Source organism: Alkalicoccobacillus murimartini (assembly GCF_030813245.1).
Taxonomy (GTDB): Bacteria; Bacillota; Bacilli; order Bacillales; family Bacillaceae_D; genus Alkalicoccobacillus; species Alkalicoccobacillus murimartini.
In genome coordinates this window covers 300,508-315,266 of record NZ_JAUSUA010000003.1, presented here as the reverse complement: position 1 = coordinate 315,266, position 14,759 = coordinate 300,508, and the positions used below count along the sequence as shown (strand labels likewise).

14 protein-coding genes and 1 pseudogene are annotated in these 14,759 nt (G+C 40.3%); 9 read left to right on the top strand and 6 right to left on the bottom strand.

The genetic code is table 11. The features are described from left to right. Positions 1–23: 23 nt before the first annotated feature. The 3 genes and pseudogenes from J2S05_RS12365 to J2S05_RS12355 all read right to left on the bottom strand — a co-directional run bounded on the left by J2S05_RS12365 (position 24) and on the right by J2S05_RS12355 (position 3,585). Positions 24–518, bottom strand: coding sequence for an LURP-one-related/scramblase family protein (locus J2S05_RS12365; RefSeq protein ID WP_306983221.1), 495 nt, complete (start codon positions 516–518; stop codon positions 24–26). Between the two features lie 369 nt (positions 519–887). Then, positions 888–1,834: pseudogene (locus J2S05_RS12360) on the bottom strand (AEC family transporter). A 32-nt stretch (positions 1,835–1,866) separates the two neighbouring features. Further along, positions 1,867–3,585 carry an NAD-dependent malic enzyme gene (locus J2S05_RS12355; RefSeq protein ID WP_306983219.1) on the bottom strand — a complete coding sequence of 573 codons (1,719 nt, stop codon included), beginning with the start codon at positions 3,583–3,585 and terminating at the stop codon, positions 1,867–1,869. A 171-nt stretch (positions 3,586–3,756) separates the two neighbouring features. Between J2S05_RS12355 and J2S05_RS12350 the strand changes: the two genes are divergently transcribed. Then, positions 3,757–4,317 carry a GNAT family N-acetyltransferase gene (locus J2S05_RS12350; protein WP_306983217.1) on the top strand — a complete coding sequence of 187 codons (561 nt, stop codon included), beginning with the start codon at positions 3,757–3,759 and terminating at the stop codon, positions 4,315–4,317. 310 nt (positions 4,318–4,627) lie between these two features. Here J2S05_RS12350 and J2S05_RS12345 read toward each other — a convergent pair whose 3' ends face one another. Continuing rightward, positions 4,628–5,248: a peptidylprolyl isomerase gene (locus tag J2S05_RS12345; RefSeq protein WP_370873642.1), complete on the bottom strand. Its 621-nt coding sequence runs from the start codon at positions 5,246–5,248 to the stop codon at positions 4,628–4,630. Positions 5,249–5,448: 200 nt separating this feature from the next. Between J2S05_RS12345 and J2S05_RS12340 the strand changes: the two genes are divergently transcribed. From J2S05_RS12340 to J2S05_RS12310, 7 genes are all read left to right on the top strand, one after another. Further along, positions 5,449–7,557: a BglG family transcription antiterminator gene (locus tag J2S05_RS12340; protein WP_306983215.1), complete on the top strand. Its 2,109-nt coding sequence runs from the start codon at positions 5,449–5,451 to the stop codon at positions 7,555–7,557. Continuing rightward, entirely contained in the window at positions 7,538–8,026 is a 489-nt protein-coding gene (locus J2S05_RS12335; protein WP_306983213.1) for a PTS sugar transporter subunit IIA, read from the top strand. The genes J2S05_RS12340 and J2S05_RS12335 overlap by 20 nt, the downstream gene beginning before the upstream one ends. Further along, positions 8,023–8,304, top strand: coding sequence for a PTS sugar transporter subunit IIB (locus tag J2S05_RS12330; RefSeq protein WP_306983211.1), 282 nt, complete (start codon positions 8,023–8,025; stop codon positions 8,302–8,304). Before J2S05_RS12335 ends, J2S05_RS12330 begins: the two co-directional genes overlap by 4 nt. Before the next feature lie 120 nt (positions 8,305–8,424). Beyond that, the gene (locus J2S05_RS12325) at positions 8,425–9,690 is read left to right on the top strand and encodes a PTS galactitol transporter subunit IIC (RefSeq protein WP_306983209.1); all 1,266 of its coding nucleotides are present in this window, start codon (positions 8,425–8,427) and stop codon (positions 9,688–9,690) included. A gap of 15 nt (positions 9,691–9,705) precedes the next feature. Next, complete coding sequence (locus J2S05_RS12320) at positions 9,706–10,737, top strand: zinc-binding dehydrogenase (protein WP_306983208.1); 1,032 nt, start codon at positions 9,706–9,708, stop codon at positions 10,735–10,737. Positions 10,738–10,756: 19 nt separating this feature from the next. Continuing rightward, a complete protein-coding gene (locus J2S05_RS12315; RefSeq protein ID WP_306983207.1) occupies positions 10,757–10,927 on the top strand; it encodes a hypothetical protein in 171 nt (56 codons plus the stop codon). Positions 10,928–10,960: 33 nt separating this feature from the next. Then, positions 10,961–12,010 (top strand): galactitol-1-phosphate 5-dehydrogenase, encoded by a 1,050-nt coding sequence (locus J2S05_RS12310; protein WP_306983205.1) that lies wholly within the window; start codon positions 10,961–10,963, stop codon positions 12,008–12,010. Between the two features lie 349 nt (positions 12,011–12,359). Here the strand turns inward: J2S05_RS12310 and J2S05_RS12305 are convergent, their stop codons facing one another. Next, positions 12,360–12,896: a DUF4269 domain-containing protein gene (locus J2S05_RS12305; RefSeq protein WP_306983204.1), complete on the bottom strand. Its 537-nt coding sequence runs from the start codon at positions 12,894–12,896 to the stop codon at positions 12,360–12,362. 124 nt (positions 12,897–13,020) lie between these two features. Between J2S05_RS12305 and J2S05_RS12300 the strand changes: the two genes are divergently transcribed. Beyond that, entirely contained in the window at positions 13,021–13,944 is a 924-nt protein-coding gene (locus J2S05_RS12300; protein ID WP_306983202.1) for an NAD(P)-dependent oxidoreductase, read from the top strand. An 80-nt stretch (positions 13,945–14,024) separates the two neighbouring features. Here J2S05_RS12300 and J2S05_RS12295 read toward each other — a convergent pair whose 3' ends face one another. Further along, a complete protein-coding gene (locus J2S05_RS12295; RefSeq protein WP_306983201.1) occupies positions 14,025–14,558 on the bottom strand; it encodes a hypothetical protein in 534 nt (177 codons plus the stop codon). Positions 14,559–14,759: the final 201 nt, after the last annotated feature.

Below are 14,759 nucleotides of genomic sequence, written 5' to 3'. Positions count from 1 at the left end.
ATAGTACCCTTGTGCTCGTTCTATTAATTAGCTGCTGCGCTATGATTGTTCTTTTTATTATGCAAAACCATATCAAGAACAATCATAATTGCTAAGCACGGCATCACTAAACGCTCCTCATTAATCGTCACGTGGTAAGTATCTCCCCAAGTAAGCCACTCTTTTTGAACAGTCATAATCTCATTCTGTCCCTCTTTAAGAACATACTGATGATTAAATACATTGCCTTCTATGGTCCAGTTAAAAGGGGTGATATCAAAGCTTGCTTTAAAAAAAGTAAACTTTTTGACCACTTCGCATAGTACTTCACCATCCATCTCAATAGAATATCGCGGCATCCAAGAAGCCAACTTCTGTTTGATATGAATTTGCCCTGTTCCATTTATTTCAGAAATCATTAATTGATCACCAAACGAGAATACCTTTCCTTGTACCTCATATAGCTTCTTTCCTTCTTGATCAGTTACTGTAAATTGATCACCAAATGAAAATACTCTCTGCTTAATATACAAATCCATCTCAACACATCCTTTGCCCTATTATCAGAATAGTACATCTACGTTTCAACCTTACAAAACGTTCCATAAATTTCAAAAAAACCGAGACATTACGCTAATAAAACAGCGTAATGTCTCGGTTTTTTGTCCAATAATTCAAAGATATAATAGAGCAAGGCTACCGCTTCGGACATACACTCCGCACCCGCGGGCTGGCTGGTAACCCTCCTTGTGCTGACGCACTGCGAAGTCTCACCAGGGCCTTTACTCCCACAGGAGTCTCCATGTATGTCCTACGCTAGATTAGCTGATAAGTAAGCAAGTTGAGTTACTTAAAGGTTAGCGAAGTTTTACTGTAGCTGTGTGTTGTACCAAGTTCTTATCGACCACTTACATTAATAATGAAATTAAGAAAGGTAAGGTAAGCACGGATATTATTGCACTTAGTACAAATGCAGATCCTGCCTCTGCTTCCATTGATTCAAAGCGCACAGCAATCATAGCTGCTACAGCAGAACCTGGGAATGCAACAAGAAGAACTAGCATTGTTGTGTTTTCAGCGGACTGCCCATCGCCCAGGCGATTAGAAACATGAGTGCTGGCTGAACAATTGTTTTTAAGAATGCAATACTAAACGCAGGGATATTGAAGCTCACTTTACGAATCCCCACTGTTACCCCAACTGCGAATAGAGCCACACCTGAGGTTACATCCCCAATTTCATTAAATGAATCGGCTAATAATCCAGGTGCATGGAATCCAAGAAGCGTTAAGATAACAGCAATTAGAGGAACCAGCGCCAATGGTTCACGTAACCCATGTGCAAAGGTTTTAGCAACCACTCGTACCATATTTTCATTTTCAGCTTTTTCTCGCTGAGCGATCGTACCCATGATGGTTGCCGTTGGATCAAGAAGTGCATTTACTACAATTCCCGTTACAGCAATAGGTACAGCTACAGCCTCTGCACCAAATAAACTTCCGAGAACAGGAATCCCCATAAAAGCAAATGTTGGTTGGGCAGAGTTTAATGAAAACATCGCTGCGTTGGATAAGTTGAACTTAAAGCCAAATTTCGTTACTAAAAAGACAACAAAATAAAATACAAAGATCCCAAGAATTAAGGCAATCATAAATGGCCACTGGGCAAGCAGCACATCCCTCGGGGTTGTTGTAACTCCCACAAATAAATGTGCTGGTAAAGCAAATTTTGTTACAAGCGTATTTATTCCTTTTGATGATTCTTTATCAAATACATTAAAATTACCAGCCATATACCCTAAAATGATGACAAAAAAGATCGGTATAAGGATAATAAAAATCTCACCAATTCCCACTTTTCAGGACTCCAATTTTAATTGAGCTTCACTCATTTAGTTGAATAGATTGTTTTATATGTCGGTTCCCACATAGCGTCTTTCACTGCTTGTTCAATGTTATCAGGCGTTTCTCTTGCCACACCATCTTCAATGGCTGCTTTAGCAACAGCAATCGCTACGTCAATAGAAACAGCGCGTAAATCCTCTACTCTTGGAAGAATTCCAGCACCTCTTCCCGTTCCTTTTGTTGCGTTAGCAACGGCATTAGCTGAAGCGGCAAACATCTTCTCTGTAATCAGTTTTGCTTTTACGGCAACTGATCCTAGTCCCAATCCAGGGAATACAAAGGCATTATTTGCTTGTCCTATGACATAGTCGACTCCTTTATAACTTACAGGTGCAAAAGGACTTCCCGTAGCAATAAGTGCCTGACCGTCTGTCCATTTAATTAAGTCTTCAGGTACTGCCTCTGCCAAAGAAGTCGGATTAGACATTGGCATAATGATCGGTCGCTCAGTATGAGAAGCCATTTCACGAATGATTTCTTCCGTAAATGCACCAGTTGAACCTGATGTACCAATTAGAATCGTTGGTTTAACTTGTTTCACAACTTCTAGTAAGCCAATCTGATTCTTATCATCTCTTGCCCAATCTGCTACTTCTTGATCAGGACGAAGATATGGTTTGTGAAAATCAGCTGTATTTTCTCTGTTCTCGGTTAACAAACCGAACTGATCGACAGCCCAGAAATTCTTATAGGCTTCTTCCTCTGATATGCCTTTTAATGCCATTGCTCCAACGATTTGATCAGCATTTCCAATTCCCGCTGAACCAGGTCCGAATACAAGTACTCGCTGTTCTTCTAAAGGCTCCTCTGTAACTTTTAACCCTGAAACAACGGCTGATAATGTAACAGCACCTGTACCTTGAATATCATCATTAAAATTGAGAACAGTATCTTTATATTTCTCTATAATCGTACGAGCGTTACCACCACCAAAATCCTCCCAATGAAGAAGTGCATTTGGAAACTTTTTGAGGGCTTCATTCACATAAGTAGAAATAAACTGATCATATTTCTCACCACGAACGCGCTCATGACGATTACCAATATAAAGCGGATCCTCAAGAAGCTGTTTGTTATTTGTACCAGCATCGAGCACGACTGCAAGCACACGGCTTGGATCAATACCAGCAGCTGCTGTATATACAGCCAGTTTGCCAATAGCAATCTTAATTCCGCCAACACCCCAGTCTCCAATTCCTAAGATACTTTCGGAATCTGTTGCTACGATCACATCAATGTCATCCGCGTTTGCTTGAATATTTTCAAAAGCTTTAGATATGCCATCTAGATCATTTACAGAAAGATACATTCCCTCTGGACGATAATATTCATGGCTATATTCTTGAATAGCTGTCCCCACTGTAGGTGTATAAACAATAGGAAGCATTTCAGCAATATGTTCACTAAATAAACGATAGAATAATACGCGATTACGATTGGCTAAGTCACTTAGCACAACGTTCTTTCGCAAGTTTGTTGGTTGTGCCAAATATTGCTGATAGGCACGATCTGTTTGTTCTTTTATTGTTAAAACAGTAGGTGGAAGTAACCCATCAAGATCGAGTTCTTTTCTCTCTTCATCTGTAAATGCTACACCTTTATTTAAGGTTGGATTCATTAATAAATCCTTCCCTCGTAAAGATGTCTTTATTCCGTCTCTAGAAACAAGCTGTGTAGATTTCACAATAGGACCTTCTTTCATTAGTTAAAGGTATACTCCTCAAATTACTTAGCGTCACAAAATATACACCCTTGACATTTTTGTGTCAATGTGAATTCCGCTTTATTTAATTACTTTATTGTTTATTAAATTTATATAAATATACTCTCTTTCAATTAGGCACATTTCTCGACAGGTATGAGTGAACATGTAATGATTAGATCAGTTAAGCAACGAGGTGATTATGTGATACGAATAGCGAAATCAACAGATGTTCCACATTTAACTAAAATAGTTAAACAAACCATTAAAGTCATGGCTGATGAAAAGAATGATCAGTGGGATCAGACGTATCCTTTACCTGAGCATTTCCACAACGATATTAAAAATGAAACGCTATATGTCAAGGAATCAAACGGTGAAATAGCTGGGTCAATTACCATTGATCGTCATTTCTCCGATGCCTATCAGACATTTTCATGGCATCAATCATTGTCTGATTCCGTGACTTTTCACCGGTTAGTCGTCAATCCAACGATTCGTAAGCAAGGTGTCGCTGGAGAACTTATAGACTATGCAGAAACGTGGGCCAAGAACAACGGATTCACTTCAATGAAAGTTGATACGTACTCACTCAATCAAAAAGCCCAAAGCCTCTTTCTCAGACAACACTATCAGCCCGTCGGAGAATTAACGCTGCCTGAGAGAGCTCACGCTTTCTTATTTTATGAAAAAGATCTAACGAAGAAAGCTGAGTTGAATACGAGTAAGTAACACAGAGCAGAAGTCTTTTTATCACAAAAAGGGCCGAACAATGATAAACCATTGTTTGGCCCTTTTATATAAATTAAATGAAATTTGGCGACGCTGATGAATCGACGTAGTACCATCAAAAAAGGGTTCAGAGTTTAACGGGTTCTACGCTATCGCTCCCGAAAATAGAGGCACGCTTACCTACGCCCGTTCATTTCAATAAGCCTGTACACCCTGCAGGTGTCGGCCCTCCATTTTCGTCCGCTTGTTTTAGTGGTAGGCGTCTGAATTTCTTCATAAGTTAAAGAACATAAAGTGCTACTCCTCTTGCTTATTCTACAGTAATTGATTGAATGATCTGCTCTTGACCTTCAACAGGCTCGTCCTGACTTCCTGTTTCGACGGATGCTATCTCATCTACAACATCCATACCTTCAATTACTTTTCCAAATCCAGCATAATCTCCATCTAAGTGAGAACTATCTTCTAGCACAATAAAGAACTGAGAACCAGCCGAATTAGGATCCTGGCTTCTTGCCATCGAGAGCACTCCACGCTCATGCTTCAAGTCATTTTGGAAACCATTACTTGAAAACTCTCCTTCGACTGAATGATCAGGTCCTCCTGTTCCATCTCCATCAGGGTCTCCACCTTGAACCATAAACCCTGGAATCACTCGATGGAACGTTAGACCATCGTAGAATCCGTCTTCTGCTAATGAGACAAAGTTATCCACTGTCTTTGGAGCAATATCTGGATAGAGCTCCATGACAACCTCTCCCCCATTATCCATCGTCATGTTAACCGTTACTGTTTCTCCGCTTGGTTCTTCAGATACTGGATCTTCTCCAGATGTTGTATCTTCGGGTTCAATATCTGATGTCCCACAACCACTTAATACAAATAGGCTTGTTGCAGCAACCATGCCTAGTCCTTTTGCCCATTTCATCATATATACGCACTCCTTTTAATGTGACTGACTCCTAAAGCCTTATCATACTACATGATGAACGTAACGAAAAAGCCAAAATCAAATCTGTTCTTGACTTCATCACAATATGTGACAATTCATGTATCAAGAGACTGTGATGAAAACGCATACAAAATCATTTTTTTCGGTGATACACTAATTACGAAAGGGAGGACGATATCATGTATCTTGATAGTCGAAGTACAGACTTGTTAAATGACGTCGTATCAAACCCCGCTCTTAAGAGTGCCGACCTTGAGCAGAAGCATCAGTTAAATCGCCGCCAAATTAAGTACAGCTTCGATAAGATAAACAACTGGCTTGATAGCAAAAACCTCCCAAAAATCAAACGAACAAAAAAAGGATCTTTTGTTATCAGTCCTCTTCTTTCATCAACAATTTTAGCAGATGAAAAAGAGATCATACAGGAATCCATTCCCTCTGAAAATGAGCGCGTACTCATGATTCTGCTTATGTTAGTGAGTCGAAAAGAAGAACTGTCCTTACTCCACTTTACTAGCGAATTAACATTTAGTAAAAACACCATTCTGAATGACCTTAAGAAAGCTCAGTCTTACGTTACCCGTTATCACATTCAGATTGAATATTCTAGGCGTCATGGGTACTTCCTTTCAGGTAAAGAATTCTCCAAACGCAGGCTATTGATATCGTTAATTCATAGCTGTTTGACCATTCATCATGGCAAACATTATTTAATCAAATCAGCGGATATTAGGCCAGATGAACTTCAAAGCATTCGCGAAAAATTAAACCATGTTGAAACTGAATTAGGTCTTAAGTTTACAGACGATAAAATTGAAGCTATGCCCGTCATTCTAGCCCTTCTTTTCAGAAGAATTAGACAGAATAAAACCATTGATCCTTTTTATATTCATTATGATGAGCTCTCTGATACAAAAGAATACCTTGCCACAGAGTTAATTATTGATGAAGTGGGTCATGTTCCGATTAGTGACAGATTATTTATTACACTTCACTTACTTACAGCGAATGTCTACTGGTCAGAAGGTCTAACAGAAAATGTGATTCCAGAATTAAGAGAGGCATTAAGCGAGATGCTTGAATTGTTTGAAAAGCGGTCTTGTATCTTCCTTAGAGATAAGGAGCAATTATTAGCTAAGCTGATGCTTCATACAAAGCCTGCGTATTATCGCATTAAATATCGGCTTACTGAAATGAATGAGATTCACCAAACGACTAGTCCAGAATTCGAAGAGTTGCATCATATTGCAAAATTAGCCATGAGACCTTTGGAAAAGCTGATTGGTGAGCCAATACCTGACCATGAAGCGATGTATTTGAGCATGTTTTTAGGAGGATGGCTAACGAAGCAAGGAGATAGTCTACAAGAGAAAGTTAAAGCTGTTGTTGTTTGCCCGAACGGTGTGTCTATATCAAGCCTAATGCTTACCCAATTACATGAACTATTCCCTGAGTTTGTATTTCTAGAAGCCTTATCTGTACGAGACTTCCAAACCTATAGCTTTCATTATGACCTTGTATTTTCACCGATTTTCGTAGAAACGAACAGAAAACTATTTATCATATCGTCATTGATGAATGAGATGGAAAAACTTCGATTGCGTAAACAAGTCATGACTGAGACAAATGGTTTTATTAGTACAGATGTACAAGTGGATCAACTGATGCAAATGATCGAAACACACGCTTCGATTGAAAACAAAGATGCACTGAAAATGGAACTCAATCGATTTTTCCAACAGGATTCAGCAACACCCACTAAGACGTTGAAGGACACAAGCTCGCTTAACTTATTTGATCTTGTACATGAAGAAACGATTCAATTGGCTACACGTGTCAGCTCTTGGACAGAGGCCGTTACGCTTGCTGCGAAACCCTTACTTAGTAACCAAAGCATCACCCCTTCTTACGTTGAAGCCATGCTTAATTTAGACACTGACGACCCTTATATTGTGATTGGGTCAGGAGCAGCCATTCCTCACGCCGACCCTGAGGAAGGAGTGAAGCGTGTATCCATGAGTCTACTGCAATTGAAGCACGGAGTCACTTTTGCTAGTTCTTATACCATCTATACAATTGTTGTCATTGCCGCTCCCGATAAGTATCAACACTTGAAAGCGCTTAGACAGCTGATCAGGCTATCACAGAATACAAAAGCCATGTCACGAATAAAGCAGGCAACGAGTCCGAAAGACATAGCTTTCGAAATCAAACAGAACATTTCCACTGAATCCCTTTCATTGAATACTGAAAAAGAGGTGCCAACTAATGACCACGCTGTTAATTAACGATTCACTTATTTTACACGACATTCAGGCGTCTTCTAAGGAAGATGCATTAAGACAAATGGCCGGCAACATGCTGGAGCAAGGCGTTGTCAAAGAAAGCTACATTGACGCCATTATCGAACGAGAGAACAACTATGCAACCGGACTTCCAACAAAAGGCGTTGCTGTGGCTATTCCCCATACAGATAGGGAGCATGTCTTACAAAAAAGTTTAAGTGTTGGTGTACTAAAAGAGCCTGTTGATTTTGTCATTATGGGTGAATCCGAGCAAACCGTTCCTGTTAAGCTCATTTTTATGCTCGCGATGGATGAGAACCACGCCCAACTCTCACTCTTACAAAAATTGATGGGTATCTTTCAAGATGAAGAGCGTCTCCTCTATTTAGCGAGAGAAACCGACAAACAAAAATTAATTGATACGTTACAAAGCAGCCTTGATTTAACTTTAAAAGGAGGTGAAAAAACATGAAGAAACGAGTATTAGTTGCATGCGGAACTGGAATCGCAACATCCACGATTGTGAATGATGCCGTTGAAACCATGATCAAAGAAAACAAAATCGATGCGGAAGTCCTTCAAATCAAAGTGTCTGATATCTCATCATATGTTGACACAGCACATCTTCTGGTCACAACAACGATTGTGAAAACAGACTATCCATTTCCAGTTATCAACGCACGTTCATTTCTTACCGGAATCGGTTTAGATGAAACAAAACAAGAGATCTTAGATGAACTAAAAAAATAGCACCTTTAAGCGGTATAAGAATAGGGTCCCACGAATTGGGACCCCTTGTACGGTTTCTGAATATCGGAAGAAATGCCTGACTCATAGATTGATTTTGTTTCTTACAAAGGAGGAATTGTTATGCAACAAGTCATTGATGGATTACAAACGTTTCTTGATCTAGGCCCTACTGTTATATTACCCGTAGCTATTTTTCTACTTGGTTTATTCTTCCGTCAAAAAATTGGGAAAGCCTTTCGCTCTGCTATAACCATTGGTGTTGCATTTGTCGGTATCTTCCTAGTCGTTGACTTACTTGTTAACAATTTAGGACCAGCTGCTGAAGCCATGGTTGCCAGGCTTGGGGTTGAGCTAAATATCATTGATGTTGGTTGGCCAGCCGCTGCAACAATCTCCTGGGCAAGCCCAGTGGCTGCATTCGTTATCCCACTCGCCTTAATTGTGAATGTACTCATGCTTGTAACAAAAACAACTAAAACGATGAACGTGGATATTTGGAACTTTTGGCATTACACATTTATCGGAGCCATTGTTTATGTGCTTTCAGATGGAAGCTTTATTCAAGCGCTAATTGCAGCTACCATCTTCCAAATCATTTGTTTGAAAGTTGCAGATTATACAGCACCTATGCTTGAAAAATACTTTGAGCTACCAGGTATCTCCGTTGCAACAGGAAGTACGATTTCATATGCAATCCTGGGTATTCCTCTCGTAAAACTACTACAAAAGGTACCTGGAATAAACAAATTAAATGCAGATCCTGAGTCTATTCAAAAACGCTTTGGCGTGTTTGGTGAATCACTAATTATAGGATTGGTTCTCGGCTTATTACTAGGTGTCCTAGCAGGATACAGCATTGGCGACACCATTAATATCGGTATGTCTATGGCAGCAGTTATGCTTCTAATGCCTCGTATGGTGAAGATTCTTATGGAAGGGTTAATGCCTGTTTCTGAATCCGCACGTGAGTTTCTTAATAAACGATTCGGTACAAAAGATATCTACATCGGCTTAGATGCTGCCGTTGCCATTGGTCACCCTTCGGTCATCGCCACAGCATTACTACTTGTTCCAATTACTGTTGTGCTTGCGATTGTTCTTCCTGGAAACAATGTTCTACCATTTGGTGACCTAGCAACCATTCCATTTATCGTAGCCTTTATCGTTGGTGCGGCAAAAGGCAATATCGTACACTCCGTCATTGTCGGTTCAGCCTTAATTGCATTATCCCTGTATATGGCTACAGATATTGCTCCACTTCATACGGCAATGGCTGAAAGTGCCGCCTTCCAAATCCCTGAAGGAACTAGCCTGATCTCAAGTATTGACCAGGGTGGTAACCATGTGAACTACGTAATCTATAAGCTATTTCAACTGTTTAATTAATTTGGAGGTGCTGATATGAAAGCATTAGTAAAAGAAGAACTCGGCTTCGGCAACCTTAACCTCTTGACGGTGGAAGAACCCACCGTCAAAGAAGGGCTGGTGAAAATAGAAGTGAAATATGCAGGCATCTGCGGCTCTGACCTTCATACGTATGAAGGTCATTACAAAGTGAAAGCTCCAGTCACCCTTGGTCATGAATTTTCTGGTGTAGTCACAGAGGTTGGTGCAGGGGTAACTAATTTTAATGTAGGTGACCGAGTCACCTCCGAAACGACATTTTATATTTGCGAGGAGTGTCGTTATTGCCAATCTGGCGACTTTAATTTGTGTAACCATCGCAAGGGGTTAGGCACACAAGTTAACGGTGGATTTGCCAAATATCTTATAGCCAAAGCTAGCAGTGTACACCTCCTTCCCGACCATGTTGATTATGCATCTGCTTCCTTAACCGAGCCACTTGCTTGCGCCCATCATGCTGTTAAAAAAGCAACGATACAACCAGGTGATGTAGCAGTTGTTCTTGGACCTGGTCCCATTGGATTGTTAACGGCTCAAGTAGCCAAAGCTTACGGGGCCAAAGTAGTCATTACTGGACTTGATAACGATCAGACGAGGCTTCAAAAAGCTAAAGAACTTGGCATAGATTCCGTCGTGAATATTCAACAGGAAACCATTCACGATATCGTGAACGATCTCACTTCTGGATACGGGGCAGACATAGTATTTGAATGTACTGGTGCTGTTCCAGCAGCCAATATGGGCCTTGACTTACTTGCTAAAAAAGGGCAATTCGTTCAAGTAGGCATCTTCCCAAACGCCAAAATAGAAATTGATTTCGAGAAAATTATTCAAAAGGAAATTCGAGTTGTTGGTACAAGAAGTCAAAAATCAGCAGATTGGAAGCCTTCTCTCGAATTAATGAACGATGGACGTGTAAACGCCAAATCTCTCATTACCCATGAGTTCAGTATTGCAGAATGGGATAAAGGCTACGAAGCGATAAAAAGCGGAGAAGCCATTAAAGTATCCCTACTACCATTAGATTAAAACTAGGAGGTAGACGAATATGGTTCAATTTATGGTCGATTCTATGCTCGGTCCCTACGGAAAAATCGTCAGTACGTTTTATTTAGAGCATCAATTCATCATCAACTCTGTTGTTGTCGGAATCGGGATGGTCGGACTATTTAAGAAGAGAAAAAAACAAGACTCTGTCAAACCCTCTGAATCTGTGTAATTTAATTAACTCACTCACATAAGGAGTCGAATCATGAATGCACTTAACTTATATGGGATAGAAGATTTACGCTACGAACCTGCTTCTGTACCAGTAATCGAAGCAGATGATGATGTAATTATTCATGTTCACACCGCTGGAATATGTGGCTCTGACCTGTCTCGATACAAAAAGCTAGGTCCTTATGTCAAAGGCATGACGTGGGGGCATGAATTTGCAGGTATTGTAGAGTCTGTTGGACAATCCGTTACCCACGTGAAGCCAGGGGATCGTGTAGCTGCTTGCCCAACGATTGCATGTGGGTACTGCCTCAGTTGTCAGAAAGGATCTCCATCCCAATGTGACAATCTTTCTGTTATCGGTGCCAAACAGCCTGGTGGTTTTGCTGACTATACAAAGCTTCCAGCTAATAATGTTCTACTTCTACCTGATTCTATCTCTATGGATCAAGCCGCTTTAGTTGAACCTTCCGCGGTGGCTGTTCACGGACTTTACCAAACTAGTCTTAAACCTGGTGGAACGGTTGCTATATTAGGATGTGGAAATATCGGCTTGCTTTCAATTGCATGGGCTAAGCTATTTGGAGCCGATGTTGTGTATGCCATAGATATCGACTCTAAAAAGCTTGATCTAGCGAAACAAATGGGCGCAGATGCTTTGATTAACCCACTAGAAACACCAGCACATGAAAAAGTTTATTCTTTGACCGAAGGCATTGGCGTAGACATTGCCATTGAATCAGCAGGCTCTCCTATTACTTCTGCGCAAGTATTTGCGCTACCAAGAAAAGGTGGCGAGGTTGTATTTATGGGTATACCTTATGGGGATGTTGCCATTGAGCGATTCTATTTCGAAAAAATTGTCCGTAATGAGTTGAAAGTGTATGGTTCTTGGAACGCTGTTTCGTCACCTTTTCCAGGGAAAGAATGGTCAGCTACCCTAAATAAAATGGGCACAGGTGAGCTAGATGTCACCCCGATGATTACTCATAGACTTCCTCTTCATGAAGGCCCTCAAGCATTTGATCACATCATTCATCAAAAAGAGTTCTACGGGAAAGTATTACTCTATCCTAGTAAATAAGTCAAAAAAGCGACAAGTGTCACGTCTACCGTGTCACTTGTCGCTTTTTTGACTTCTATTCTAAAGATGAGTGGATCACACAGGCAGTCCCACTCCATGAGAATAGTATATAGAAACTGGAGAAGAGGTGATAATATGTCCAAAGACAAATGTAAGGACAAATGCAAATGCAAAAAGAAACCAGTTTGTGATTTATATTGGTACAAGGATTGGAGCAGTCTGTTCCCATGTCATTCTGATCATCACAATAAACGTAAAAGCTGCGGCTGCAGAAAGTAACGTAGTTAGCACATAAACGAGTGGGGATCTCTTTCCTGCTCGTTTCAAATTATTTTATTAGACAAAATCTCTATATAATTTGGTGTTCTCTACCATATTTAAGCAACTGCTCATAGGAGTCCCCTTCCAGTCCAAGCACCTTACAAAAAGCGGGCTCAGTTTTCAGCCCTAAATTCTTTAATCGTATGATTTGTCTACGCAACAATGGTTTTTGCTTTAAAAGAGTCGCTTCTATCAACATATGTAAGTATGCATTTTGCTTTGTGACACACCTAGGCTGACCAAACAACTCAAATTCATATTGCCTATAAACAAAATTAGCTTTTATTGTCGGTATTCCTCTCACTTCATATCGTTTTACTCTAAATTCTTCATATTGACCATATAACCGTGTCATCTCTGCTTCAACCTCAGTGAAATGATCCTCATCAATATACATAACAATATCAAGGTCGGAGGTATCCACATCAATCCCAATTGGAACCGTACCACAAAGCGTTGGAGAGTAGGCTGACCATGTCTTCATGACTTCAAGTGTTTCAATCGCATCATACACATCTCGTTGTTTTGGCGTCCCTGCTTTTAGATAACTTAAGGTTCGAAACATACCGCGCACTCTCCATTTCCGAAAATTCTATCATTAACTAAAGTATATCAATGAACTGTCCAATCTACTAATGGATTTACCTCACATCTCTCTTACAATTTTGTAAGGTTTACAATGCTAAGAGTTGATTCACTTACTCTATAAGTGGGAAAATGGATACATCTTAGTAGAAAAAGGTGATCAAATGATAGGATTTATCGGACTCGGCATAATGGGCGAGAACATGGCTAGACGCATGCTTGAAAGTGGACAAGATCTCATCATTCACAACCGCACAAAGGATAAAGCTACTGCACTACTTGAAAAAGGAGCCATTTGGGCAGATTCACCTGCTGAAGTTGCGCAAAAAGCGGACATTGTTTTTACCATGCTTACTACACCTTCTGTTGTTGAATCAGTTATATACGGCGAACAAGGGTTGTTATCAGGCTTATCAAATAACACGCTATGGGTAGATACAAGCACGGTAAAACCAGCCTACTCAGAAAAGTGGGCCAAAGATGCAAAAGATCAGGGAGGTCGTTTTGTTGATGCCCCTGTAGCCGGTTCTAAGGGGCCAGCCGAACAGGGTAAGCTGCATTTCTTAGTAGGTGGGAAGAAGCAAGATATCGAAGAGATTACACCCCTTTTAGAAGTTATGGGTCAATCTGTACAGCATATGGGTGATGTTGGGAAAGGCTCAGCCACAAAACTCGCGGTTAACCTCACTCTTGTTCAATCAATGGCTAGCTTTGCTGAAGCTGTAAGCTTTGGTGAATCCGTTGGGCTAGACCGAGCTCAACTAGCCGATTTACTCTTGATGCTCCCAACTACGGCACCTGTCCTCGATGGGAAACGAGATATGATTGTACACGGAACATTTGAAACACAGTTTCCGCTTGAACACGCCTACAAGGACTTACAGCAACTATCAGAAACGGCTTATGAAAGTGGAGCACCACTCCCAATCTCTCATGCAGCTAAAGAACTGTTCGCCTTTGCTAAACAAAAAGGGCTAGGGCGTGAGGATTTTGCTGCGGTATATCTCGCTCTGAAACAAGATAAATAATCAAATTGGAGTGCTGGTAACCGCAATCATACTGCGGGGCCAGCACTTATTTACAGAATCCCGGAACGATCATGCTTTCTTCAATTCATAGATATAGCAATCTCTTCAGTGTCTCCATTCCCTTTTGTTAAAACGATTGCATCCACACCGGAAAGGCTTACACTATCCTTCAAAAAACCACTGTATTTTTCATCATCCTCTTCTATCTCAAACTGAACCACTTCTTCATTGTTCCTAAGTAAACGAAGGGATTGAATTTCATTTGCGTCTTCTCTTTCAATTAACACTCCACTGTGCCTTTCCATACCCGCAAGCGAAACAATACTAATTCCTTCACTCGCATTATTTCTATCTACATTTGATTGAATCATATCTTCTCCTGGAGCCGCCTCCAAGATGCCAATGCCCTCATTGCTATCATAAAAAATAATTGAAGGTCCGTGCGAGTCTGGCTTATAAATACTCAGGATATCGTTATTATTCTCTTTAACGTATGTAAGCCCTTTATCAAATGCGCGCTCTGAAGGGGTTGGATAGAACCCTACAAAATAGATCGCAATTCCAATCATTCCTACCAAAGCTATGCCTAAAGAAATCCATTTGCGTTTTGACACTGATTTTTCTCCTTTTTGAATCGATTTTTGTACTCCTATCTATTTTATGTTTTTGTGGCAACGATGTCTAATCGACATGATTTCTTCTTTAAACTTAAAATGATTTACATTTCGACAAATAGAGGGTACTCTCAATAGTATAATTATCCTATTAATATATTAGTCTTTTAATACTACTAAATTCCAAAACAAAGGAGGTTT